General features: G+C 63.0%; 22 protein-coding genes. 10 read left to right on the forward strand and 12 right to left on the reverse strand.

Going from position 1 to position 23,670, the window contains the following annotated elements; genetic code table 11:
* Nucleotides 1-73: 73 nt before the first annotated feature.
* The 4 genes from glyA (at nucleotide 74) to ATY02_RS32115 (ending at nucleotide 4,619) form a co-directional block, all read left to right on the forward strand.
* A complete protein-coding gene (gene glyA / locus ATY02_RS32100; protein ID WP_068576407.1) occupies nucleotides 74-1,327 on the forward strand; it encodes a serine hydroxymethyltransferase in 1,254 nt (417 codons plus the stop codon).
* 354 nt (nucleotides 1,328-1,681) lie between these two features.
* Nucleotides 1,682-2,995, forward strand: coding sequence for a C4-dicarboxylate transporter DctA (locus tag ATY02_RS32105; RefSeq protein WP_068576405.1), 1,314 nt, complete (start codon nucleotides 1,682-1,684; stop codon nucleotides 2,993-2,995).
* 78 nt (nucleotides 2,996-3,073) lie between these two features.
* Nucleotides 3,074-3,772 (forward strand): FadR/GntR family transcriptional regulator, encoded by a 699-nt coding sequence (locus ATY02_RS32110; RefSeq protein WP_068576403.1) that lies wholly within the window; start codon nucleotides 3,074-3,076, stop codon nucleotides 3,770-3,772.
* A gap of 49 nt (nucleotides 3,773-3,821) precedes the next feature.
* The gene (locus tag ATY02_RS32115; protein ID WP_083235650.1) at nucleotides 3,822-4,619 is read left to right on the forward strand and encodes a GntR family transcriptional regulator; all 798 of its coding nucleotides are present in this window, start codon (nucleotides 3,822-3,824) and stop codon (nucleotides 4,617-4,619) included.
* On the opposite strand, the gene yjiA is transcribed toward ATY02_RS32115, so the two are convergent.
* The 3 genes from yjiA to ATY02_RS32130 form a co-directional block, all read right to left on the reverse strand.
* Nucleotides 4,555-5,526 (reverse strand): GTPase, encoded by a 972-nt coding sequence (gene yjiA / locus ATY02_RS32120; RefSeq protein ID WP_068576402.1) that lies wholly within the window; start codon nucleotides 5,524-5,526, stop codon nucleotides 4,555-4,557. The genes ATY02_RS32115 and yjiA overlap by 65 nt on opposite strands.
* Nucleotides 5,527-5,603: 77 nt before the next feature.
* On the reverse strand, nucleotides 5,604-5,801 hold the full coding sequence (locus ATY02_RS32125) for a YbdD/YjiX family protein (protein WP_007937254.1): 198 nt from the start codon (nucleotides 5,799-5,801) through the stop codon (nucleotides 5,604-5,606).
* A gap of 15 nt (nucleotides 5,802-5,816) precedes the next feature.
* Nucleotides 5,817-7,883: a carbon starvation CstA family protein gene (locus ATY02_RS32130; protein WP_068576401.1), complete on the reverse strand. Its 2,067-nt coding sequence runs from the start codon at nucleotides 7,881-7,883 to the stop codon at nucleotides 5,817-5,819.
* A gap of 276 nt (nucleotides 7,884-8,159) precedes the next feature.
* Between ATY02_RS32130 and ATY02_RS32135 the strand changes: the two genes are divergently transcribed.
* Nucleotides 8,160-8,528, forward strand: a complete 369-nt coding sequence (locus ATY02_RS32135) for a PilZ domain-containing protein (protein WP_068576400.1) — start codon at nucleotides 8,160-8,162, stop codon at nucleotides 8,526-8,528.
* 14 nt (nucleotides 8,529-8,542) lie between these two features.
* On the opposite strand, the gene ATY02_RS32140 is transcribed toward ATY02_RS32135, so the two are convergent.
* The 4 genes from ATY02_RS32140 to katB form a co-directional block, all read right to left on the reverse strand.
* On the reverse strand, nucleotides 8,543-9,271 hold the full coding sequence (locus ATY02_RS32140) for a hypothetical protein (protein ID WP_068576399.1): 729 nt from the start codon (nucleotides 9,269-9,271) through the stop codon (nucleotides 8,543-8,545).
* 31 nt (nucleotides 9,272-9,302) lie between these two features.
* Nucleotides 9,303-10,670 (reverse strand): DNA repair protein RadA, encoded by a 1,368-nt coding sequence (gene radA, locus ATY02_RS32145; protein WP_068576397.1) that lies wholly within the window; start codon nucleotides 10,668-10,670, stop codon nucleotides 9,303-9,305.
* 45 nt (nucleotides 10,671-10,715) lie between these two features.
* Nucleotides 10,716-11,264, reverse strand: a complete 549-nt coding sequence (locus tag ATY02_RS32150; RefSeq protein ID WP_068576396.1) for an ankyrin repeat domain-containing protein — start codon at nucleotides 11,262-11,264, stop codon at nucleotides 10,716-10,718.
* Between the two features lie 74 nt (nucleotides 11,265-11,338).
* Complete coding sequence (katB, locus tag ATY02_RS32155) at nucleotides 11,339-12,880, reverse strand: catalase KatB (RefSeq protein WP_068576392.1); 1,542 nt, start codon at nucleotides 12,878-12,880, stop codon at nucleotides 11,339-11,341.
* A 285-nt stretch (nucleotides 12,881-13,165) separates the two neighbouring features.
* Between katB and mscL the strand changes: the two genes are divergently transcribed.
* Entirely contained in the window at nucleotides 13,166-13,579 is a 414-nt protein-coding gene (mscL, locus tag ATY02_RS32160) for a large-conductance mechanosensitive channel protein MscL (protein WP_068576390.1), read from the forward strand.
* 52 nt (nucleotides 13,580-13,631) lie between these two features.
* Here the strand turns inward: mscL and ATY02_RS32165 are convergent, their stop codons facing one another.
* Nucleotides 13,632-14,408, reverse strand: coding sequence for a ferredoxin--NADP reductase (locus tag ATY02_RS32165; protein ID WP_068576388.1), 777 nt, complete (start codon nucleotides 14,406-14,408; stop codon nucleotides 13,632-13,634).
* A 221-nt stretch (nucleotides 14,409-14,629) separates the two neighbouring features.
* Here ATY02_RS32165 and ATY02_RS32170 point away from each other — a divergent pair, with 221 nt between their 5' ends.
* Nucleotides 14,630-15,754, forward strand: a complete 1,125-nt coding sequence (locus ATY02_RS32170; protein WP_068576386.1) for a methyltransferase — start codon at nucleotides 14,630-14,632, stop codon at nucleotides 15,752-15,754.
* A 203-nt stretch (nucleotides 15,755-15,957) separates the two neighbouring features.
* On the opposite strand, the gene ATY02_RS32175 is transcribed toward ATY02_RS32170, so the two are convergent.
* From ATY02_RS32175 to ATY02_RS32185, 3 genes are all read right to left on the reverse strand, one after another.
* A complete protein-coding gene (locus tag ATY02_RS32175) occupies nucleotides 15,958-16,125 on the reverse strand; it encodes a DUF2474 domain-containing protein (RefSeq protein ID WP_068576418.1) in 168 nt (55 codons plus the stop codon).
* Nucleotides 16,126-16,215: 90 nt separating this feature from the next.
* Nucleotides 16,216-17,223, reverse strand: a complete 1,008-nt coding sequence (gene cydB, locus ATY02_RS32180) for a cytochrome d ubiquinol oxidase subunit II (protein WP_022641127.1) — start codon at nucleotides 17,221-17,223, stop codon at nucleotides 16,216-16,218.
* Nucleotides 17,224-17,226: 3 nt separating this feature from the next.
* Nucleotides 17,227-18,657, reverse strand: coding sequence for a cytochrome ubiquinol oxidase subunit I (locus ATY02_RS32185; RefSeq protein ID WP_068576385.1), 1,431 nt, complete (start codon nucleotides 18,655-18,657; stop codon nucleotides 17,227-17,229).
* A 512-nt stretch (nucleotides 18,658-19,169) separates the two neighbouring features.
* On the opposite strand from ATY02_RS32185, the gene ATY02_RS32190 reads away from it, so the two are divergent.
* Nucleotides 19,170-20,414 (forward strand): MFS transporter, encoded by a 1,245-nt coding sequence (locus ATY02_RS32190; protein ID WP_068576383.1) that lies wholly within the window; start codon nucleotides 19,170-19,172, stop codon nucleotides 20,412-20,414.
* A 130-nt stretch (nucleotides 20,415-20,544) separates the two neighbouring features.
* Here the strand turns inward: ATY02_RS32190 and ATY02_RS32195 are convergent, their stop codons facing one another.
* Nucleotides 20,545-20,994, reverse strand: a complete 450-nt coding sequence (locus ATY02_RS32195; RefSeq protein ID WP_068576381.1) for a DUF4879 domain-containing protein — start codon at nucleotides 20,992-20,994, stop codon at nucleotides 20,545-20,547.
* Between the two features lie 207 nt (nucleotides 20,995-21,201).
* On the opposite strand from ATY02_RS32195, the gene ATY02_RS32200 reads away from it, so the two are divergent.
* Together ATY02_RS32200 and trmA are read left to right on the forward strand one after the other, a co-directional pair.
* The gene (locus tag ATY02_RS32200; RefSeq protein ID WP_068576378.1) at nucleotides 21,202-22,494 is read left to right on the forward strand and encodes an NCS2 family permease; all 1,293 of its coding nucleotides are present in this window, start codon (nucleotides 21,202-21,204) and stop codon (nucleotides 22,492-22,494) included.
* Nucleotides 22,491-23,570: a tRNA (uridine(54)-C5)-methyltransferase TrmA gene (gene trmA, locus ATY02_RS32205; protein WP_068576377.1), complete on the forward strand. Its 1,080-nt coding sequence runs from the start codon at nucleotides 22,491-22,493 to the stop codon at nucleotides 23,568-23,570. Before ATY02_RS32200 ends, trmA begins: the two co-directional genes overlap by 4 nt.
* The last annotated feature ends 100 nt before the right edge of the window (nucleotides 23,571-23,670 follow it).

Below are 23,670 nucleotides of genomic sequence, written 5' to 3' on the forward strand. Positions count from 1 at the left end.
CCTTTCATATGCCATCCAAAACCCATTGGGTTAGAATGCCTGCCTTTTCTGCCCCCGATCCTTGAGGACCGCCATGTTCAGCCGTGATTTGACTATTGCCAAGTACGACGCAGATCTCTTTGCCGCCATGGAGCAAGAAGCTCAGCGCCAGGAAGAGCACATTGAGCTGATCGCTTCGGAAAACTACACCAGCCCAGCGGTGATGGAAGCTCAAGGCTCGGTACTGACCAACAAGTACGCCGAAGGCTACCCAGGCAAGCGCTACTACGGCGGTTGCGAATACGTCGACGTGGTCGAGCAGCTTGCAATCGACAGAGCCAAGGAGCTGTTCGGCGCCGATTACGCCAACGTCCAGCCCCACGCCGGCTCCCAGGCCAACGCCGCGGTCTACCTGGCCCTGCTGCAAGGCGGCGACACCATCCTGGGCATGAGCCTGGCCCACGGCGGCCACCTGACCCACGGTGCGGCCGTTTCCTCCTCCGGCAAGCTGTACAACGCTGTCCAGTACGGCATCGATGCCAATGGCCTGATCGACTACGACGAAGTCGAGCGCCTGGCCGTCGAGCACAAGCCGAAGATGATCGTCGCCGGTTTCTCCGCCTACTCGCAGATCCTGGACTTCCCACGTTTCCGCGAAATCGCCGACAAGGTCGGTGCCTACCTGTTCGTCGACATGGCCCACGTGGCCGGTCTGGTCGCCGCTGGCGTCTACCCGAACCCGGTGCCATTCGCCGACGTGGTGACCACCACCACCCACAAGACCCTGCGCGGTCCACGTGGCGGCCTGATCCTGGCTCGCGCCAACGCCGACATCGAGAAGAAACTGAACTCCGCCGTATTCCCTGGCGCCCAGGGCGGCCCGCTGGAGCACGTGATCGCCGCCAAGGCCATCTGCTTCAAGGAAGCCCTGCAACCTGAGTTCAAGGCCTACCAGCAGCAAGTGGTGAAGAACGCCCAGGCCATGGCCGAAGTGTTCATCGAGCGCGGTTTCGACGTGGTTTCCGGCGGTACCCAGAACCACCTGTTCCTGCTGTCGCTGATCAAGCAGGACATCTCCGGTAAGGACGCCGACGCCGCTCTGGGCAAGGCCTTCATCACCGTGAACAAGAACTCCGTGCCAAACGACCCACGCTCGCCGTTCGTCACCTCGGGCCTGCGCTTCGGTACTCCAGCCGTGACCACCCGTGGTTTCAAGGAAACCGAGTGCCGCGAACTGGCCGGCTGGATCTGCGACATCCTGGCTGACCTGAACAACGAAGCGGTGATCGACGCCGTACGTGAGAAGGTCAAGGCCATCTGCAAGAAGCTGCCGGTATACGGCGCCTGATCAGCACCGCACCGCAACAGAAAAGCCCGGCCTAGTGCCGGGCTTTTTCATGTCCCCCAAAAACTTCCTCTAGCCGCTACTGCAGGCCGGCGACGCCCCTGCAAAATCCTCCAAGGCTCTGCAACGGCACTTGCACGCCCCCCGAACGCCATCAAGCCAAAAGTCCGGGTCGACGACACAAGGTCACTGGTCAGACCGGTCAAGCCAATTTGCCCGCCCCCTCTTGTAAACCCCAAAAAACCGAGCGTAGACTGCGCCTGCACTGGACATACCGGTAAGACCACAATAATTAAGTCCGCCACCCGCTGCGCCCTCAAACGCACGGCAGGCAGGACACCGACCAGGACTCCTCCCATGCTCAGATGGTGCTCGCGTTCGATTTTTCTCCAGGTAGTGCTCGGGCTGATACTCGGCATCGTGTGCGGCCTCACCCTCCCCGAATACTCCTCGCAACTCAAACCACTGGGCGATGCCTTCATCAAACTGATCAAGATGCTGATCGGGCTCATCGTGTTCTGCGTAGTCGTCAGCGGTATCTCCGGCGCCGGCGACCTGAAGAAGGTCGGGCGCATCGGCCTGAAGTCGGTGATCTACTTCGAAATCCTCACTACCCTGGCCCTGGTGATAGGCCTGGTCATGGCCTTTGGAACAGGCATCGGCACAGGCGCCAACATCCACCTGGAGCAGCTATCCCAGGCAGACATGGGCGATATCGCCGAACGTGGCCAGCACCTGCACACCACGGCGCAGTTCCTCATGGGCCTGATCCCCTCTTCGGTCATCGGCGCCTTCGCTGAGAACAACATCCTCCAGGTCCTGCTGTTTTCGGTGCTGTTCGGCAGCGCCCTGAACCTGGTGGGCGAGGCCGCCTCGGGCATCTCACGCCTGATCAACGAACTGAGCCACGTGATCTTCCGCATCATGGGCATGATCGTACGGCTGGCCCCCATCGGGGTGTTCGGCGCCATTGCCTTCACCACCAGCAAGTACGGCCTGGACTCACTGCAGCACCTGGGCAGCCTGGTGGGGTTGTTCTACCTGACCTGCATCGCTTTCGTCGCGTTGGTCCTGGGCCTGGTGATGCGCCTGTCCGGGCTGCGCATGCTGCCTTTCCTCAAGTACCTGCGCGAGGAGCTCCTGATCGTCCTGGGCACCGCGTCATCGGACGCCGTGTTGCCGCAGATCATGCGCAAGCTGGAGCACCTGGGAGTGGGCAGCTCCACGGTGGGGCTGGTGATTCCCACTGGCTACTCGTTCAATCTCGACGGCTTCTCCATCTACCTGACACTGGCGATCGTCTTCATCGCCAATGCCACCGGCACGCCGCTGTCCATGGCGGACTTGCTGACCATCCTGCTGGTGTCGCTGATCACCTCCAAGGGTGCCCACGGTATTCCCGGGTCGGCCCTGGTGATCCTAGCGGCGACCTTGACCGCCATCCCGGCAATCCCGGTGGTCGGCCTGGTGCTGGTGCTGGCGGTGGACTGGTTTATGGGGATCGGCCGAGCCCTGACCAACCTGATTGGCAACTGCGTGGCCACCATCGCCATCGCCCGCTGGGAACAGGACATCGACCTGCAGCGCGCCGACAAGGTACTCAGCGGCCAGCAAGGCTATGCCTTCCAGGCACGCAAGACCACGGCCAGCCCCCAGCAACAGGAGTTCTGAGTACATCTTGTGCCAGCCGGCGACTGGCACAACAATCAGCGCGCAACAGCGCGCTACCTATAGCTTATGGAGTCGACAGTGATCAGCTCGTCAACGGTTGTGAACTCAGTGGTAGAAAAACTCCGCACCGCCCTGGCCCGCGGCCAATGGCGCTCGGGCGACATGCTGCCGGGGCAGCGCGAACTGGCCGAGCAGATGGGCATCAGCCGCCCCAGCCTGCGCGAGGCGGTCATCGTCCTGGAGACCCTGGGCCTGGTGCGCTCGATGCCTGGCAAAGGCGTGCTGGTACTCGACACTCCGCCAGACGAGATCCAGGGCGAGAACAGCGTGGCCGGGGCCAGCCTCGAGGACCTGCTGCAACTGCGCTATACCCTGGAGCCGTTCATCGTCGGCCTGGTGGCGCAATCCATCAGCAGCAAGGAAATCGGCCAGTTGCGCCTGACCCTGATGGACATGCGCGAGGCCCTCGAAGCCCGGGACGCCGAGGCAGGCGCCAATGCCTACATCGCCTTCCATGAGGAGCTGTTCGCCCTGACCAGCAACCCGATCTTCCAGAATGTGGTGCAGCAAACCAGCAACGCCCTCAAGCAAAGCACGCAGATCCTGCGTAATTCGCCGGAACACCTGGCCGAGCGCCTGGAGGAGAACGAGGCCGTGGTACGGGCGATTCGCAACCGCAACAGTGCCCAGGCCAGCGCCGAGATGCGCCGGCATATCCTCCAGGAGGGACAACGCATGGGCATCGAGCTGAACATCCCGGACGACCACCTGGGTTAGTGCTTCTTGTAATCCCCTTTCATTCGAGCAACTGGACTGGAGACAGGCCATGGCCAGCCACGCCCTGGAAAACCCGCACTTCACCCCGGTGAGCCACCTGCCCCGGCGCCGGCGCAGCGAAAGAAAACTGTTGGTGGACGATGTTTATCCGCAGATATTCGATGCCATTCTCGAACAGCGCATCGCTCCGGGCAGCCGCTTCACCGAGGACAGCCTGGGCCAGGCATTCGGTGTCAGTCGCAGCATCATCCGCGAAGTGCTGGCACGCCTTTCACACCAGCAAGTGATCATCCTGCAGCCCCATCGTCGGCCACAGGTCGCCGCTCCGGACCTGGAGCACACCCGGCAGATCCTGCACGCCAGGCGCCTGGTGGAAGTCACCCTGGTGCGCCTGGCTTGCCAACAGCCCCGCAGCCGCCTGCAACCGCTACGACAGTGGGTGGCCCGGGAACGGGAGGCCATCGAGCACAACCAGCATGGAGCGGCGATCCGCCTGTCTGGAGAATTCCACCTGCAGCTGGCGCAGATCGCCGGCAACGCACCGCTGGGCCAGTTCCTTGGCAGCCTCGTGCCCCTGACGTCCCTGGCTATCGCCCAGTTCGCCGGGCGGGCCCGGCACCACTGCGCCTGGCAGGAACATTCGGCGCTGGTGGAAGCCTTGCAGGATGGCGATGCCAATCGGGCCGAGCAGTTGATGCAGCAGCACCTGGAACATCTGCAGCAACGCTTGCTGGATGGCTTGCAGGAGCGCCTGGAGAATCTTGCCCAGCCCCCGGGAAAACTCAGCCGGCGAGCATCCGCGCAAACCCCTCGCGAATCTTCTGCTCCGGAAGGTCATCGGCGATGAACACCATCACGCTCTCGCGTGTTTCGCCTTCGGCCCACTGGCTGTCCCAGTCAAAGCCGTACAATTTGAGTACCCCCTGGAACACCATGCGCCGGGGCTCGTCGATGACGTTCAGCACCCCCTTGTAACGCAACAGCTGCTTGCCATGGTCTTCCAGCAACTCGTTCATGAACTCGCTCAAGCGGTCCAGGTCCAGGGGCTGTTCGGTGCGCAGCACCAGGCTGGCGATACGGTCCACCGACGGTGCCTTGCTCACCGGGCGCAGGCTGATGCCGCCGCCCAGGTCGGCGTTGAGGTTGAAACCGCGCACATCGAGCAACTGCGAAAGCTCGATATTGCCGTGGTCCACTCCATGGATCGATGCCCGGCGGTTGATCCGCGTCAGGCGCTGGCAGAGTGCCTCGAAGGTGTCCTGGTCCACCAGATCGCGCTTGCTCACCAACAATCGATCGGCAAAACCGACCTGGGCCTGGGCGATGGTCTGGGTCAGGTGGAACTCGGCGTGCTTGGCATCCACCAGGGTGATGATGCCGTCGAGGATATAACGCTCGCGCAGTTCTTCATCAATGAAAAAGGTCTGCGCCACGGGTGCCGGGTCGGCCAGGCCGGTGCATTCGATCACCAGCCGGTCGAAGGCGATCTCACCGCTGTCCAGGCGCTCCAGCAACAGGTACAGGGCCTTGTTCAGGTCGGTGTGGATGGTGCAGCAGACACAACCATTGGACAGGGTCATGACTTGGACCGGTTCGTCCCCCAACAACTGGCTATCGATACCGGCATCACTGAATTCGTTTTCGATCACGGCGATCTTCAAGCCGTGCTCGGCCTTGAGCAGGTGACGCAGCAAGGTGGTCTTGCCGGCACCGAGAAAACCGCTGAGGACGGTGACGGGAACGGGATTGTGCAAAACGGGATCTCCCACGCCTGAAAGCGCAAGAGCCGGCGGGCCGGCTCTTGCATGGAGTGTTATCTAATCATCGTGCTTCAACAGCACTTCGGACCACCCTTGCCGCCATAGCGTGCCTCCTGGCGTTCGCGAAAGAACGCCTCGTAGGACATCACCGGCTTGTCCGGGTGCTTGGTCTGCATATGCTCGACGTAGTTGTCGTAGTCGGGCATGCCGACCATCAGGCGTGCGGCCTGACCGAGGTATTTACCGAGGCGACTCAAGTCATTGAACATCGCTGCATTCCTCTATTACGCGTCCGGTACCGCCTGGTATGGCGATTCCTTGTCCGTGCGTTCCTTGTTGCCCCAGGCGGCGACACCGACCTTGAGCGCATAGAACAGGATGCTGAATACCACCAGCAGGAACAAGGCCGTCAGGGTCGCATTGGTGTAGGCGTTGAAGATCACGTGCTGCATCTGCGTGATGTCCTTGGCCGGAGCGAGGATCTGGCCGGCGGCCAGGGCATCGTTGTACTTCTTGGCCAGCGACAGGAAGCCAATCGCCGGGCTTGGGTCGAACAGCTTGATGAAGCCTGCGGTAGTGGTGCAGATCAACAACCATACAGCCGGCAGCAGGGTGACCCAGATGTAGCGCTGGCGCTTCATCTTGATCAGGACCACGGTGCCCAGCATCAGGGCAATACCGGCCAGCATTTGGTTGGAGATACCGAACAGCGGCCACAAGGTATTGATGCCACCCAGCGGATCGATCACGCCCTGGTACAGCAGGTAGCCCCAGAGTGCCACGCAGCCGGCGGTCGCGATCAGGTTGGCAGTCCAGGACTCGGTGCGCTTGAGCGCCGGGACGAAGGAGCCCAACAGATCCTGGAGCATGAAGCGCCCGGCACGGGTCCCGGCATCCACTGCGGTGAGGATGAACAGGGCTTCGAACAGGATCGCGAAGTGGTACCAGAACGCCATGGTGTTTTCGCCCGGCAGTACGTGGTGCAGGATCTGCGCGATCCCCACCGCCAGGGTCGGCGCACCGCCGGCACGGGCCAGGATGGTGTTCTCACCGATGTCCTTGGCCACGGCCTGCAGTTGTTCAGGGCTGATGACGAACCCCCAGCTGCTGACGGTCTGGGCCACGGATGCCACATCACCGCCGACGATCGCCGCCGGGCTGTTCATGGCGAAGTACACGCCCGGCTCGATTACCGAAGCGGCGACCATGGCCATGATGGCCACGAAGGATTCCATGAGCATGCCGCCGTAGCCGATGTAGCGGGCGTTGGTCTCGTTATCCAGCAACTTGGGCGTGGTGCCCGAGGAGATCAGCGCATGGAAGCCGGACACCGCGCCACAGGCAATGGTGATGAACAGGAATGGGAACAGGCCACCCTTCCAGACCGGTCCGGTACCATCGGTGAACTGGGTCAGGGCCGGCATCTTCAGCTCGGGCATGGTGATCAGGATGCCGATCGCCAGGGCGATGATGGTGCCGATCTTGAGGAAGGTCGACAGGTAGTCGCGCGGTGCCAGGATCAGCCACACCGGCAGCACTGCCGCGACGAATCCGTAGCCGATCAGCATCCAGGTGATCTGCACGCCGGTGAAGGTGAACATCTTGCCCCAGACCGGGTCGGCGGCCACCTGGCCCCCCAGCCAGATGGAGCCGAGCAGCAGGACCACGCCGATCAGCGAGATCTCACCGATGCGCCCCGGGCGGATGTAGCGCATGTAAACGCCCATGAACACCGCGATCGGGATGGTCGCCATTACCGTGAAGATGCCCCAGGGGCTCTCGGCCAGGGCCTTGACCACGATCAGCGCCAGCACCGCGAGGATGATGATCATGATCAGGAAGCAGCCGAACAGCGCGATGGTGCCGGGGATCCGGCCCATCTCTTCGCGAACCATGTCGCCCAGGGAGCGACCGTTACGCCGGGTGGACAGGAACAGCACCATGAAGTCCTGCACGGCACCGGCCAGCACCACCCCGGCGATCAGCCACAGGGTTCCGGGCAAATAGCCCATCTGTGCCGCCAGGACGGGCCCCACCAGGGGACCTGCGCCGGCGATGGCTGCGAAATGGTGACCGAAAAGAATGTGCTTGTTGGTCGGCACGTAGTCCAGACCGTCATTATTGAGCACGGCGGGAGTGGCCCGGCGCGCGTCCAGTTGCATCACGTTATTGGCGATGAACAGGCTGTAGTAGCGGTAGGCCACCAGATAGATGGCTACGGCGGCGACCACGATCCACAGGGCGTTGATCGCCTCGCCTCGACGCAATGCAACGACGCCAAGGGCGCAGGCTCCGACTATCGCCAACAGCAACCAGGGTAGGTGGCGTAGCGGGCTATTATTGTTTTTCATTTTTATATTCCAGCCAGGGTGGACAGAAAGATAGCGTTTCGAGTTTAGCGCTACTGCACCCAAAGACCAGCCCCCACGTTGGTCTAGAGCCTTCTTTATAGCGACTCGAGGTGGCCTGGGCTGCAACCAGGAGCGTGCTTGCCCTCGTCACGCCCCATTTGCCCATGCCCGCCATGCGCCCGCGTTGCGGCGACTGCTTCGCAACCTGCGGCACAGGCTGTAGCGGCAGTCATGCAGCGGGGTCTATAGTCAGTGCACCATGCAGAGGGCCAGCCCATGAGCGAGCAACACGACGACCGCCGACGCTTCAAACGTATCGCCTTCGATGCCAGGACCGAGCTCAGCCAAGGCACCTACCGCTGGCCAGTCCAGTTGCTGGACCTGTCCCTCAAGGGCTTGCTGATCGAACGCCCCACACCCTGGATGGGTGACCCCAAGCGCCCTTTCGAGGCCGACATCCACCTGGGCCAGGACGCCGACGTGCGCATGGATGTGCAATTGGCCCATGACAACAATGGCCAACTGGGCTTCGTCTGCCTGCACATCGGCCTGGAATCCATCGAGCACCTGCGGCGCCTGATCGAGCTGAACCTGGGCGACCCCGAGGAGCTGGAGCGCGAGCTGGGCGCACTGATCGATATCTGACCAGCCGCACCAAATCAGGGAAACAGCGCGGGCTCGGGGAAGTCGTGCTCCATGTCCCAGTAGCCCGGCTGTTGTCGGGAAACCGCCGTCCACTGTCCATCGACATAACGGAAGGTGCGATAGGTGGTGATGAACTCATCGTCCACCATGGTCGAGGCCGACGAGACCTGCTGGATGGTTTCGGTCCCGCCGCCGCTGGCGGGCACTATCTGCCAGGCCGCCTTGCCGGTATGGCTGAACATCAGCGGCCGCTTCTCGCCACTCTCATCCTGGCACGGCACCGGGTCCAGGCGGTTCTGCGCCGGCACCAGGACCTCGGTGAGCGGACCACTGTAGCTGCCCAGGGGCGCGGTCTGGTCGATGGACAAAAAGAAGGTCGGCGATGGCAGGCCGCTGAGCGGAGCCTTCTTCACATTGGCCAAGGGATAACCCAGGGCCCGCTGCGCTAGCACCTGGCCACTGTCCGAAACCAGGCGCGCCTGGGCTTCCAACGGCTCCGCCGGCTGGCCGTCCGCAGCCTCTGGGAGATTGTCCGCGTCCATGCCGCTGCCCCAGTTTTCGTCATGGACCTCCTGGGTGATGCGTTGGTCTTCCAGCACCTGCAGCGTCGTGCCATCCCCCACCGGCAGTTGTTGCGCGATCCAGTAGCCTGGCGGCGCCTCGGCCTGCTGCGCCAGGGCCAGGCTGCAGCCACAGAGCAAGCCGATCCCCAGCAACCAGTCCTTCATGTGTGTCATGCCCATGTCGTGTGCGTCCCTTCAGTAACAGCCCGAGTTATTCGAAAAGTGCATCCAATGCCTGCTCCAGGCGGGTCACGGCGATGATCTTCAGCCCTGCCGGCGGCTCCTTCGGCGCATTGCCCTTGGGCACGATGGCCCGCTTGAAGCCGTGCTTGGCCGCTTCCTTCAAGCGCTCCTGGCCACTGGGCACCGGACGCACCTCGCCGGACAGGCCCACCTCGCCGAACACCAGCAGGTCATGGGGCAACGGCCGGTTGCGCAGGCTCGACATCACCGCCGCCATCAACGCCAGGTCGGACGCGGTCTCCAGGACCTTGACCCCGCCCACCACGTTGAGGAACACATCCTGGTCGTGGGTCGGGATACCGCCGTGGCGGTGCAATACTGCCAGCAGCATGGACAAGCGGTTCTGGTCCAGGCCCAGGGTCACCCGGCGCGGGTTGGCCAGGTGGCTGTCATCCACTAGCGCCTGGACCTCCACCAGCATAGGCCGGGTGCCTTCCCAAGTGGCCATGACCACGCTGCCCGGCACCTCCTCCTGGGCCCGGGTGAGGAAGATCGCCGACGGGTTGGAGACCTCCTTCAAGCCACGATCGGTCATGCCGAATACGCCAAGCTCGTTGACCGCGCCGAAGCGGTTCTTCACCGCCCGCAACAGGCGCAGGCGCCCATCGGACTCGCCTTCGAAATACAGCACCGTATCCACCATGTGCTCCAGCACCCGCGGACCGGCCAGGGCGCCTTCCTTGGTCACGTGGCCGACCAGGAAGATCGCCGTGCCGCTCTGCTTGGCATAACGCACCAGCAAGGCAGCACTCTCGCGTACCTGGGATACACCGCCCGGGGCCGATTGCAGCTGTTCGGTGAAGATGGTCTGGATGGAGTCGATCACCATCACCTTGGGCTTCTCTACCCGGGCCGTGGCAATGATGGTCTCGATGCAGGTTTCGGTCATCACCCGCAGCTGGTCCTGGGGCAGGCCCAGGCGCCGGGCGCGCATCGCCACCTGCTGCTGGGATTCCTCGCCAGTGACATACAGCGCCGGCATGCGCATAGCGATGTTGCACAAGGTCTGCAGGAGGATGGTCGACTTGCCGATCCCCGGATCACCGCCGATCAGCACCACCGAGCCATCCACCAGGCCGCCGCCGAGCACCCGGTCGAGTTCGCCGGATGCAGTGGAGAAACGCGGGATTTCCTCGACGCTGACCTCGGCCAGGGTCTTGATCTGCGCCTGCTGCCCGGCCCAGCCCGTACGCCCAGCGGGAGCCGCGGCACCGCCGCTTTCGATCATGGTCTCGGTCAGGGTGTTCCAGGCACCGCATTCACCGCATTGCCCGGCCCATTTGGGAAAGGTGGAACCGCACTCGGTGCAGCCGTACATGCGCTTGGCCTTGGCCATCTGAACCCCCGGCAAAAACCGCGATGATAGCTCAGCTGACGCCGATCAGCGCGGCGTAGCCGTGCGGATCTGCCCACTGGCCAGGCGCGTGGCGCTGTTGCCCAGCGGATCCTCGGCCTCAAGATCGGCGCCCTTGGCCGCCAGGGCCTGGAGCAGTTCGGTGCGCTTGAACAGGCCGGCATACATGGCTGCCGTCTGGCCCGCAGCGTTACGCTGGTCGGGGCTGCAATCGGCTGCCATCAGGCGCCGGGCAATCCGCACCTCACCCTTGAAGATCGCCCCCATCAGGGCGGTGTTGCCACGCAGGTCCTGGGCGCAAGCGTCGGCACCGGCGGCCAGCAGGCGCTCCACCGCCGCTCCCTGGCCGTGATAGGCGGCCAGGATCAACGCGGTATAACCCTTCTCGTCACGGGTATCGAGGGAGTAACCGGCCTGGATGAAGGTATCGAGGATCTCGACATCGCCGCGGCGAGCGGCATCGAAATAGTAGTTGGCCAGCTGGACCTTGACCGCTACCGGGTCGGCGGGGCCCGGTTGTTCCGCATAAGCCCCCAGGGAGCAGACGGCCAGCAGCAGTGAAATGAACAGGCGCATGGTGCGACTCCCTTTGTTTCAAGAAACACCTACAAAGAAGGTGCGTCACGCCCGGGGCGTGACGCGGGTCGAGGTCAGTCCACCAGTTTGGCGGCCAGGGCCTTGACGCGGGCCAGATCGCCCTTGGCCACCTTGGCCACCCCAGTACCGTACTCCGGATCGGCCTTATAAAGGAACGACAGCATGATGTGCTTGCTCTCGTCGTCGGTGTCGGCCAAGGACTGGCCAAAGCTCTCGATCAGGTCCTGGCGCTCCTTCTTGCTGTAGGAACGGTACAAGTCGCCGGCCTGCTTGAAGTTCTGCTCACGCTGGATCTTCGCCTGCTGGGTGCTGCCCGCCAGCGCTAGCTGGCTGTAGCGCGCGTCCTGTGGCTCTTCGCGAGGCAGCAGGCGGCTGGGCTGGTAGTTGACTCCACTGCTGGTGTGCCCCAGATTCATGGCACCGTCCTGGTTGCCATTGTTCACCGCCACCTTCGGTGCGTTGATCGGCAGTTGCAGGGCATTGGCTCCCAACCGGTACATCTGGGTATCGGCATAGGAGAACACCCGGCCTTGCAGCAGGCGATCTTCCGAAGGCTCGATACCCGGTACCAGGTTGGCCGGAGCCATGGCGACCTGCTCGGTCTCCTGGAAGACATTGGCCGGATTACGATTGAGCACCATCTGCCCGACCTTGCGCTCGGCGATGCCGGGCCAGATCTTGGTGGCATCAAGCGGGTCGAAGTCGAACTTGGCCAAGTCTTCGGGTTTCACTACCTGGACATACAAGTCCCACTTGGGAAAGTCCCCTTTATTAATGTGGGATACCAAGTCATGGGTCATATGACTGTAATCGCGCCCTTGTACCTCGACCACTTGTTCAGGATCGAGATTCTTCACCCCTTGCAGACTCTTCCAATGGAACTTCACGTAGTGCACTTCGCCCTTGGCATTGACCAACTTGTAGGCATGCACGCCATTACCGTCCATTTCTCGATAACTGGCCGGGGTCCCGGAATTTGAATACAGCTCGGTCAAAGTGCGAGTGGCTTCGGGAACATGGGAGAAGAAATCGAAACGTCGCGAGTCATCGTCCAGGTTGGTACGCGGATCAGGCTTGAATGCATGGACCATGTCCGGGAACTTGATGGCATCACGAATGAAGAAGGTCGGGAAGTTGTTGCCCACCAGGTCCCAGTTGCCGTCCGCCGTGTAGAACTTGGTGGCAAAACCCCGTGGGTCACGCAGGGTTTCCGGTGAATGGTTGCCATGCACCACCGCCGAGAAACGCACGAACACCGGAGTCACCTCGCCAGCGGCGAACACCTTGGCCCGGGTCAGGTCGCTGAGGTTGTCAGTGACGGTGAAAGTGCCATGGGCGCCGGTACCGCGAGCATGCACCACCCGCTCGGGAATACGCTCGCGGTCGAAGCGCTGGAGCTTCTGGATCAGCTGAACATCCTGCAACAGCACCGGCCCAGTGGCGCCTGCGGTCTGCGAGTTCTGGTTGTCGCCCACCGCCGCGCCATTGTCGCGGGTCAGCGTGGCGGCCTGTACGGAAAGGGACAGCATACTGGCGGCGAGTACGCCCAGTACGCTTCGCTGGGAAAGACTCCCGAGGCCAAGAGAAGCAGTCATGTTGAATTCCTCTAGTTATATAAGGCGTATCTCGATACGCCTGCTAGAGGCTAGTGGCTAAACATTTGAAAGCTAAATAGAAAGCCCGCAAGCGCTTGATTGAGAGAATGTTCTGGTTATATCCCCGATGCCGGGGTATATGCGCGCGAAAATGATGGCACTTTGATTAAACTCTTGACCGATATATGGGTCATACCCGCGAGCTGTAGAAAGTTGAGTCGGCAAAATGCTTTTTGCTGACTTACACTGCTGTAACCAATCTCATCCGTAACAAGGGAATAACCTATGGGCGTGTTAAGTGAGTTCAAGGCCTTCGCGGTCAAAGGTAATGTGGTCGATATGGCCGTCGGTATCATCATCGGCGCCGCATTCGGCAAGATCGTCTCCTCCTTTGTCGGTGACGTGGTCATGCCACCCATCGGGCTGCTGGTCGGAGGGGTGAATTTCGCCGACCTGGCCGTCACCCTCAAGGCGGCCGCAGGCGATGCACCGGCGGTCGTTCTGGCCTACGGCAAATTCATCCAGAGCATCATCGACTTCATCATCATCGCCTTTGCCATCTTCATGGGCGTGAAGGTGATCAACCGCCTGAAGCGCGAAGAAGCCGTGGCACCAGCGGAGCCGCCGGTTCCGACCCAGGAAGAGGTCCTGCTGACCGAGATCCGTGACCTGCTCAAGGCCCAGAACGACAAGTCCTGAGGCACGCCGTAGCGACCCGTGGCCGCTCGAAGCAGCGGCCACGGGGGGGGGCCTACCAATAGGTTTCCACTGCCACCTGTCCCGGGCGTCGGCTCAGGCTCAGGTTCATGCCCCGCTGCTTGAGCAGGGCCCGGGTGTCGTCGATCATCTGTGGGTTGCCGCAGAGCATCACCCGAGAGTGTTCAGGACTCAGTTCCAGACCCGCCGCACGCTCCAACTCACCGTTCTCGATCAACTGGGTAATGCGCCCGTTGAGGCTGCCCGGATGCTGTTCGCGGGTAACGGTGCTGATGAACTGCAGCTTGTGGGCAACTTCAGCCAGGTACTCGCGCTGGGGCAACTCGGCGAGCAGTTGCTGGTAGGCCAGCTCCTTGGCCTCGCGCACGCTGTAGACCAGGATGATCCGCTCGAATTTCTCCCAGACTTCGAAGTCCTGCAGGATCGACAGGAATGGCGCAATACCAGTGCCTGTGGATAACAGCCAGAGGTCACGCCCATCGACGAAACGGTCCAGGGTCAGGTAACCGAAGGCCTGGCGATCCACCATCAGGCTGTCGCCCACTTCCAGGCGACTCAATTCACTGGTGAACTCCCCACCGGGTACCACGATGGAAAAGAACTCGAGAAACTCATCGAACGGCGAAGACACCATGGAGTAGGCGCGCCACACCGTAGTGCCATCGGCCTTGGCCACCCCGAGGCGGGCGAACTGGCCGGAACGGAAGCGAAAACCCGGGTCCCGGGTGGTGCGCAGGGTGAACAGGCTGGGGGTCAACGGCTGGACATCGAGCAGGGTCTGGCGGGTGTACTTTTCTTCACTGGCAGTCATGACGAACTCCACAAAACCGATGCTCCTAGTGTCCCGCAAAGCGCCTTGCAGAAACACCGGCGGTTTGTAGTGGCATAGACCACGGGCAATCCTCGGCGAAAAACCGTAAAATCGCCGCACCTCACACAGCCGCCTGCGCTGCCCAACAGCGCTGTCCAAAGGCTCCTGTCAGCCTCCATGTCGCGCCGACAGGTTTTCACCGCTTATCCAGAGTTTGCCCCATGCCCCTGCTTGCCAGCCCCTTCGCCCAGCTCGACCTGATCCGCCAGCCCGAACAGCAGAACGAGCCGCTGCAAGCCTTCGACGCGGCAGACGAATACCTGCTCAACCACCTGGCCGAGCAGCAACCGGCCGAGGAGAGCCGCGTGCTGGTGCTCAACGACAGCTTCGGGGCCCTGGCCGCGAGCCTGCTGGGCAAGGTCCGGGTCACCAGCAGCGGTGATTCCTACCTCGGGGCCCTGGCACTGGAGAAGAACCTGGCACGCAACGGCCTGCCCTTCGATGCCCTGCGCGTGGTACCGGCCAGCGAGCCGCTGAATGGTCCTTTCGACCGGGTCCTGATCCGCGTGCCCAAGACCCTGGCGCTGCTGGAAGAACAACTGATCCGCCTGCAAGGCCAACTGGCGCCCGGGGCACAGGTGGTCGCCGCAGCCATGATCAAGCACCTGCCGCGGGCTGCCGGCGATCTGCTGGAGCGCTACGTCGGCCCGGTCCAGGCGTCGCTGGCGGTGAAGAAAGCCCGCCTGCTGATCGCCACCGTTGAGGCCAGGACGCCGCTGGCATCGCCCTACCCAACCCGCTATCGCCTGGACAAGCCGGCCATCGAGCTGCTCAACCACGCCAACGTGTTCTGCCGCGAAGGCCTGGATATCGGTACCCGTGCCTTCCTCCCGCACCTGCCACAGAACCTGGGCAATGCCCGGGTCGCTGACCTGGGCTGCGGTAACGGCGTACTGGCCATCGCCAGCGCCCTGGACAATCCACAAGCCCGCTACACCCTGGTGGATGAGTCGTTCATGGCCGTGCAGTCGGCCCGGGAGAACTGGCAGGCGCTGCTTGGCGAGCGCGAAGCCGTGATCCGTCCCGGCGACGGCCTGGCCGGCCAGGAGCCGCAATCCCTGGACGTGGTGCTGTGCAACCCGCCGTTCCACCAGCAGCAGGTGGTGGGCGACTTCCTTGCCTGGCGTATGTTCCAGCAAGCCCGGGAAGCCCTGGTGGTGGGCGGTGCGCTGTACATCGTCGGCAACCGCCACCTGGGCTATCACAGCAAGCTGGCCCGCTTGTTCCGCGGTGTTGAACAGGTGGCGGCCACACCCAAGTTCGTGATCCTCAAGGCCCGCAAGTAACCCCACCCTTCCCCGTGTAGGGGCGAAGCTTGCTCGCGATGAAGCCCCGCGAAATGCCTGCAGCACCGCGTTCTCGCTCATCGCGAGCCGAGCGGCTGCTCCTGCACAGAAAAGACGCAGCAAGCCCAGGTCAAAAAAAACCCTCCAATGGAGGGTTATAAACCGCGCCGCAAGACACGGGATGGGATGAGCGGTGATGAAAATCAGTGCGTGGTCAGGCCCGCGGCGTTCATGAACATGCGCATCAGGCTGGCCACCAGGAACAGGGCCAGGACGCTACCGCCCCAGATCATGGCCAGCCAACCCAGGCGCTGCCAGAGCGGCTTCTTCTCGGCTTCTTCGATTTCCTGCAATGAATGTTTACCAGCCATCATCGAATGCTCCTTTCAAAAGGGAGGCGATGGCGCCTGCAAGGGCGCCATCGCGAGCAAGCTTCGCTCCTCTCGAGGAGCGGTGCCTGGCTAGTGATAGCCGTCCTCGTGGGTGACCTTGCCGCGGAACACGTAGTAGCTCCAGAAGGTGTATCCCAGGATGAACGGAATGATGAACAAGGTGCCCACCAGCATGAAGCCCTGGCTCTGCGGCGGTGCGGCGGCGTCCCAGATGGAGATCGACGGCGGCACGATGTTCGGCCACAAGCTGATGCCCAGGCCGCTGTAGCCGAGGAAGATCAGTACCAGGGTCAGCAGGAACGGCGTGTAGTGAGCGTTGCGCGCCACGGCCCGGAGCAGCCCGTACAGGGTCACCAGCACCAGGATCGGCACCGGCAGGAACCAGAACAGGTTCGGCAGGGTGAACCAGCGCGCGGCGATCTCGGCATGGGCCAGGGGCGTCCAGATACTGACCACGCCGATCACCGCCAGCAGGACGAAGGCCAACGGCCGCGCCAGGTCGTGCATCTGCAGCTGCAGCTTGCCTTCGGTCTTCATGATCAGCCAGGTGCAACCGAGCAAGGCATAGGCCACCACCAGCGCCAGGCCGCAGAACAGGGTGAAGGGCGTCAGCCAGTCCATCGAGCCGCCGGCGAACTGGCGGTTGACCACTGGCAGGCCATCGATGAAAGCCCCCAGGGCCACGCCCTGGAAGAAGGTGGCCGCCGCGGAGCCGCCGATAAAGGCCTTGTCCCAGATATGGCGCTTGGCTTCCTTGGCCTTGAAGCGGAACTCGAAAGCCACGCCACGGAAGATCAGCCCCACCAGCATCAGGATCAGCGGCATGTACAGCGCCGAGAGCACCACCGAGTAGGCCAGCGGGAAGGCGCCGAACAGCGCCGCCCCGCCCAGTACCAGCCAGGTCTCGTTGCCGTCCCAGACCGGGGCGACGGTGTTCATCATTACGTCACGGTCGCGGCTGTCCTTGACGAACGGGAAGAGAATCCCGATCCCCAGGTCGAACCCGTCCATGACCACGTACATCATGATGCCGAAGATGATAATCACGGCCCAGAGCAGCGGAAGATCGATACCCATGACTCAATTCCCCTTGTTCAGGCTGGTGCTGTGGTCGTCATCGTCGGCCGCGGAGAGCGGACGGGCCGGCGTGCGTTTGCGGCCAGGGCCACCGTGGCTGGTCTCGGCGCCTTCGTTGGTCACAGGTCCCTTGCGTACCAGGCGCATCATGTAGCCGATACCCACACCGAACAGCGCGAAATACACCACCACGAACAACGCCAGGGTGATGCTCATCTGCACCAGGCTATGCCCGGAAGATGCATCGGCGGTGCGCATCAGGCCGTAGACCACCCAGGGCTGGCGACCGATCTCGGTGGTGAACCAGCCCGCGAGGATCGCGATCAGGCCGGACGGTCCCATCCACAACGCCAGGTACAGGAACGGCCGCGAGGTGTAGAGGTTGTCACGCTTGCGCAGCCAGAGGCTCCACAGGCCGGTGAAGATCATCAGCATGCCCAGGCCGACCATGATCCGGAACGACCAGAAGACGATGGTCGAGTTGGGCCGGTCCTCGGGCGGGAACTCCTTGAGCGCCGGCACCTGCTTGTCCAGGGAGTGGGTGAGGATCAGGCTGCCCAGGTAAGGGATTTCCACGGCGAACTTGGTTTTCTCGGCCTTCATGTCCGGCCAGCCGAAGAGAATCAGCGGGGTCGGCTCATTGCCGACGTTTTCCCAGTGGCCTTCGATGGCGGCAATCTTCGCCGGCTGGTGCTTGAGGGTGTTGAGGCCATGGAAGTCGCCGATCACAGCCTGTACCGGAGCCACGATCAGGGCCATCCACATGGCCATGGAGAGCATGCGCCGGATCGCCGGGTTGTCCCGCCCGCGCAGCAAGTGCCAGGCCGCCGAGGAGCCGACGAAGAACGCCGTGGCCACGAACGCGGCAACGGCCATGTGCGCCAGGCGATAGGGGAAGGACGGGTTGAAGATCACTGCCAGCCAATCCACCGGGATCACCTGGCCATTGACGATTTCATAGCCCTGTGGAGTCTGCATCCAGCTGTTGGACGAGAGGATCCAGAAAGTCGAGATCAGGGTGCCGATAGCCACCATGACCGTGGAGAAGAAGTGCAGCTTGCGCCCGACCTTGTTCCAGCCGAACAGCATCACCCCAAGGAAGCCGGCCTCCAGGAAGAACGCCGTCAGCACCTCGTAGGTGAGCAAGGGGCCGGTGACAGACCCGGCAAAATCGGAGAATCGGCTCCAGTTGGTGCCGAACTGGTAGGCCATCACCAGGCCGGACACCACGCCCATGCCGAAGTTGACGGCGAAGATCTTCGACCAGAAGTGGTAGAGATCGCGGTAGGTATCGTCGTGGGTCTTGAGCCACAAGCCCTCGAGCACCGCCAGGTAGCTCGCCAGGCCGATGGTGATCGCCGGGAACAGGATGTGGAACGAGATGGTGAACGCGAACTGGATTCGGGCGAGATCAAGAGCCTCTAAACCGAACATAAGCTTTCCTCTGTCAGGTAATACCGGCTGCCGGCCAGAGGCCTGCACCCACTGCCCCCACGGATATGGAGTGCGGCGAATTCGGATTCGTTCTTTTTAAACCATCGCTACGCAGGGATTCTGGCCTCGCGGCCGCCACACCAATCCTCGAAAAAGGCCTTGATCTGGATCAATCAACGTTAAAAGAGTAGTCCTAAATTCGCTGCGCAACTGTGTGGTTATTTGCCGCGTGACAGCTTGCCTCACCCTCTCAAGACCGGGGTTTCCCGACGCTTCTCCAGCACACATCATCCCTGTAGCCGCTGCTGAGCCCGCGAAGCTGCGACAAGGTCCGCAGGACCTTCGGTGTCCAACCGATCAGCCGGAACCTGCGCCGCGGCAACAGGGACTCTCATCGAAAAAAGGAGCCAGGAACGAGATAGATGCGCGGCTAACGATTTCCCCTAGACCGCAACTATTGGTTACATCTTGGTGGTAACCTCGCTGCACTCCCCGCTCAGATTTGCCTGCCGATGCCCAGCCCAGAACCTTTGCTGCTCCGTCACCACCGCCCGTTCATCGCTTTCTGGATAGCCCGGATCTTCACCGCCAGTGGCTTCCAGATGCTCACTGTGGCCATTGGCTGGAATCTTTACCAACTGACCGGAAACGTCCTCGACCTGGGCCTGGTGGGGCTGGTGGAGTTCGCCCCACGGGTGCTGTTCATGCTGCACACCGGGCACGTGGCCGACCGCTACGACCGGCGCCGCGTGGCCGCCATCTGCCAGTCGCTGCAAGCCTTGATCGCCCTGTCCCTGGCCATCGGCAGCCTGACCGACAGCGTCACCCGGGAAATGATCTTCATCCTGGCCTTCCTGCTCGGGGGCGCGCGCTCCTTCGAGATGCCCACCACCCAGGCCCTGCTGCCAAGCATCGTGCCCGCCGCGCTGTTTCCCCGGGCAGTGGCCGCCGCGCAATCCGCCCAACAGTCGGCCACCATCGTCGCCCCGGCCCTGGGCGGCTTGCTCTATGCCTTCGGCAGCGCCTGGGTCTATGGCCCGACCGTGATCCTGTACGTGATCGCCTGCCTGTTGATGCTCAACCTGCCTGCCCGCCAGGCCGCCCTGAACAAAAGCAAGGCCACCCTCGACTCGCTGCTGGCAGGCATTCGCTTCATCCGCAGCCGCCCGGATATCCTCGGGGCCATTTCCCTGGACCTGTTCGCCGTATTGCTCGGTGGCGCCACCGCGCTGTTGCCGGTGTTCGCCAAGGACATCCTGCTGACCGGCCCCTGGGGCCTGGGCCTGCTGCGCTCGGCGCCGGCGGTGGGTGCCTTGCTGATGTCGCTGTGGCTGGCGCGCTTCAGTGTCGAGCGCAAGGTCGGACGGGTGATGTTCACCGCCGTCGGGGTGTTCGGCGTGGCGACCATCGCCTTCGGCCTGTCCACCTCGTTCTGGTTCTCTTTGGCAGTGCTGGTGGTATTGGGCGCGGCGGACATGATCAGCATGGTGATCCGCGCCTCCTTCGTACAACTGGAAACCCCGGATGAAATGCGCGGTCGGGTCAGCGCGGTGAACGGCCTGTTCATCGGCGCCTCGAACCAGCTGGGGGAGTTCGAGTCCGGGCTAACGGCCCACTGGTTCGGCACCGTGCCGGCGGTGGTGCTGGGCGGGGTCGGTACGCTGGTGGTGACCGGGACCTGGATCAAGCTGTTCCCGACCCTGGCCAGGCGCGACCGGATGCACGAGCCGCAAACGGAGCCAACCCGGGCAGGTTAGGTGACTGAGCCAGCCGATCTGAACCTGCCCGGCTGGAGTACGCCGGAACAGACAAGGCCCGGATCGGGTTGGCAGCCAAGGCCAAATGCAATACCTGGAGCCCACCATCGAGCCCGTCGTCGGCTGCGACCTACTTGATGTAGATCTGCGCACTCATGGTGTTGCCCGGCGCATTGATCGAGGTGTTGGTGAAACGGAAGGTGCCTTCCTGCTTGTCGGCCAGGTCGAAGATATAGAGGTAGCCGGCGGTGATCCCACCGGTCTCGCAGGGCACATAGGTGGAGCCGTCTTCGCACACCGGGGTCCGGGTCCCGTCGACCTCCAGGCCGTCCAGGGTCACGTAGGGCTCGCGGCCGTAGCCGATCTCCAGCACGTAGACCTTGATGCCCGGCCCGTGATGCTCGCACTGGGTCCGCTCGCGACCGTCGGAGACATCCTCCAGCCCGCAGGCTGGCGACAGCACCTTGAGGATTTCCACCTGGCTCAAGGGCGGAGCCGAGCGGGCCATGGCCGAGCTGGCGAACCAACAGGCCGCGGCTCCCAGCAGCGCCAAGGCGGTCATTTTCACTGTACTGCGCATAAATCCCCCCTCGAAATCAGGCCGCAGTATGCGCTACTTGCCAGCCCGGCAAAACATCGACGACGATCGCAGCCATTGGCCCACGCTGCTGGTATGATGCGCGGCTTTTCCCGACCCAAGGCAAATCCACAGGCGCATCAGGCAGTCTGTGCTTTGCTGTTGGAGTCGATACATTCACGGCGCCTGGCGGCGCCACGGGGAGCAGACATGCTGGAAAGGCTGTTTCAACTCAAGGCACACAACACCAACGTGCGCACCGAGATACTTGCGGGCGTTACCACCTTCCTGGCCATGGCCTACATTCTTTTCGTCAACCCGAGCATCCTCGGCGAGACCGGCATGGACAAAGGCGCGGTGTTCGTTGCCACCTGCCTGGCGGCGGCCATCGGCTCCACCGTCATGGGCGTGATCGCCAACTACCCGATCGCCCTGGCACCCGGCATGGGCCTGAACGCCTTCTTCACCTACACCGTGGTCCTGCACATGGGCCATACCTGGCAAGTGGCGCTGGGTGCGGTGTTCATCTCGGCGGTGCTGTTCTTCCTGTTGTCGATCTTCCGCATCCGCGAATGGATCATCAACAGCATCCCCCTGCCCCTGCGCTCGGCGATTGCCGCCGGTATCGGCCTGTTCCTGGCGCTGATCGCCCTGCATAACGCGCAGATCGTGGTGGGCAACGAGTCGACCCTGGTCGGCCTGGGCGACCTGAGCAAACCGGCCCCTATCCTCGCGGCCCTGGGTTTTGCCCTGATCGTCGCCCTGGAAGCCCTGAAAGTGCGTGGCGCGGTGCTGATCGGCATCCTCGCGGTGACCGTGGTGTCCATCCTGCTGGGCGTTACTCCGTTCGGCGGAGTGACCTCAATGCCTCCGTCCCTGGCCCCAACCTTCCTGCAACTGGACATCAAGGGCGCCCTGGACATCGGCCTGATCAGCGTGATCTTCGCCTTCCTGTTCGTCGACCTGTTCGACAACTCCGGCACCCTGATCGGCGTGGCCAAGCGCGCCGGCCTGATGGGCAAGGACGGCCACATGCCGAAAATGGGCCGGGCCCTGATCGCCGACAGCACCGCGGCCATGGCCGGTTCCCTGCTGGGCACCTCGACCACCACCAGCTACATCGAATCCGCAGCAGGCGTGAGCGCTGGCGGCCGCACCGGCCTGACCGCCATCGTGGTGGCGATCATGTTCCTGCTGGCACTGTTCTTCTCGCCGCTGGCGGCCAGCGTTCCAGCCTTCGCCACCGCACCGGCACTGCTGTTCGTCGCCGTGCTGATGACCTCGGGCCTGGCGGAAATCGACTGGGAAGACATCACGGTCGCCGCTCCCGTGGTGGTCACCGCCCTGGCCATGCCGTTCACCTATTCCATCGCCAATGGCATCGCCTTCGGTTTCATTGCCTGGACCGTGATCAAGCTACTGTCGGGCCGTGCCCGTGAGCTGAACGCGCCCCTGGTGATCCTGTCGATCCTGTTCGTGATCAAGCTGGGCTACCCCGCATGACTTTCGACGCCGCAAGCTACAACACCCAGTTGCAGGAAAAGGTCACGCGCTTGCGTGGCCTGCTGGCCCCCTTCGATGCGCCCGAGCCCCAGGTCTTCGACTCGCCGCTGCAGAACTTCCGCCTGCGCGCCGAGTTCCGCCTGTGGCGCGAAGCGGGCGAGCGCCACTACGCGATGTTCTCCCAGGAGGACAAGCGCACGCCGATCCTGATCGAGCAGTTCCCCATCGCCAGCCAGCGCATCAACCAGTTGATGCCGCAGCTCAAGGCCGCCTGGCAAGCCAGCCACGCCCTGAGCCACAAGCTGTTCCAGGTGGAGTTCCTCACCACCCTGGCCGGCGATGCGATGATCACCCTGTGCTACCACCGCCCGCTGGACGAGCACTGGCACCAGGCCGCGAGCCAGCTGGCCGCCGAGCTGAAAGTCAGCGTGATCGGCCGCTCCAAGGGCAAGCGTGAAGTCATCGGCCAGGACTACGTGGTGGAACGCCTGGAAGTCGGTGGTCGCAGCTTCAGCTACCGCCAGCCCGAAGGCGCCTTCACCCAGCCCAACGGCACGGTGAACCAGAAGATGCTCGACTGGGCCTATGCCGCCCTGGGCGAACGCCAGGATGACCTGCTGGAGCTGTACTGCGGCAACGGCAACTTCACCCTGCCCCTGGCCACCCGGGTGCGCAAGGTGCTGGCCACCGAGATCAGCAAGACCTCGGTCAACGCCGCCCTGAGCAACCTCAGCGAAAACGCCGTGGACAACGTCACCCTGGTGCGCCTGTCCGCCGAGGAGTTGACCGAGGCCCTCAATGAAGTGCGGCCGTTCCGCCGCCTGCAAGGGGTGGACCTGAAGAGCTACGCGTTCGGCAGCGTGTTCGTCGACCCGCCACGGGCCGGCATGGACCCGGACACCTGCGAGCTGACCCGGCGCTTCGACAACATCCTGTACATCTCCTGCAACCCGGAAACCCTGGCGGCCAACATTGCCCAGTTGCACGACACCCACCGGATCGAGCGCTGCGCGCTGTTCGACCAGTTCCCCTGGACCCACCACATGGAATCCGGGGTCCTGCTGACCCGCCGCTGATCCATAGCCCCACCAACGGCCGTCCTCGTGACGGCCGTTTTCATTCTGTCAGCGGCCGTCATTGAAGGCCCTGCGGGCCTTGTCGCAGCCTCGCGGGCTC

Source organism: Pseudomonas sp. BIOMIG1BAC, assembly GCF_001705995.2.
Taxonomy (GTDB): domain Bacteria; phylum Pseudomonadota; class Gammaproteobacteria; order Pseudomonadales; family Pseudomonadaceae; genus Aquipseudomonas; species Aquipseudomonas sessilinigenes.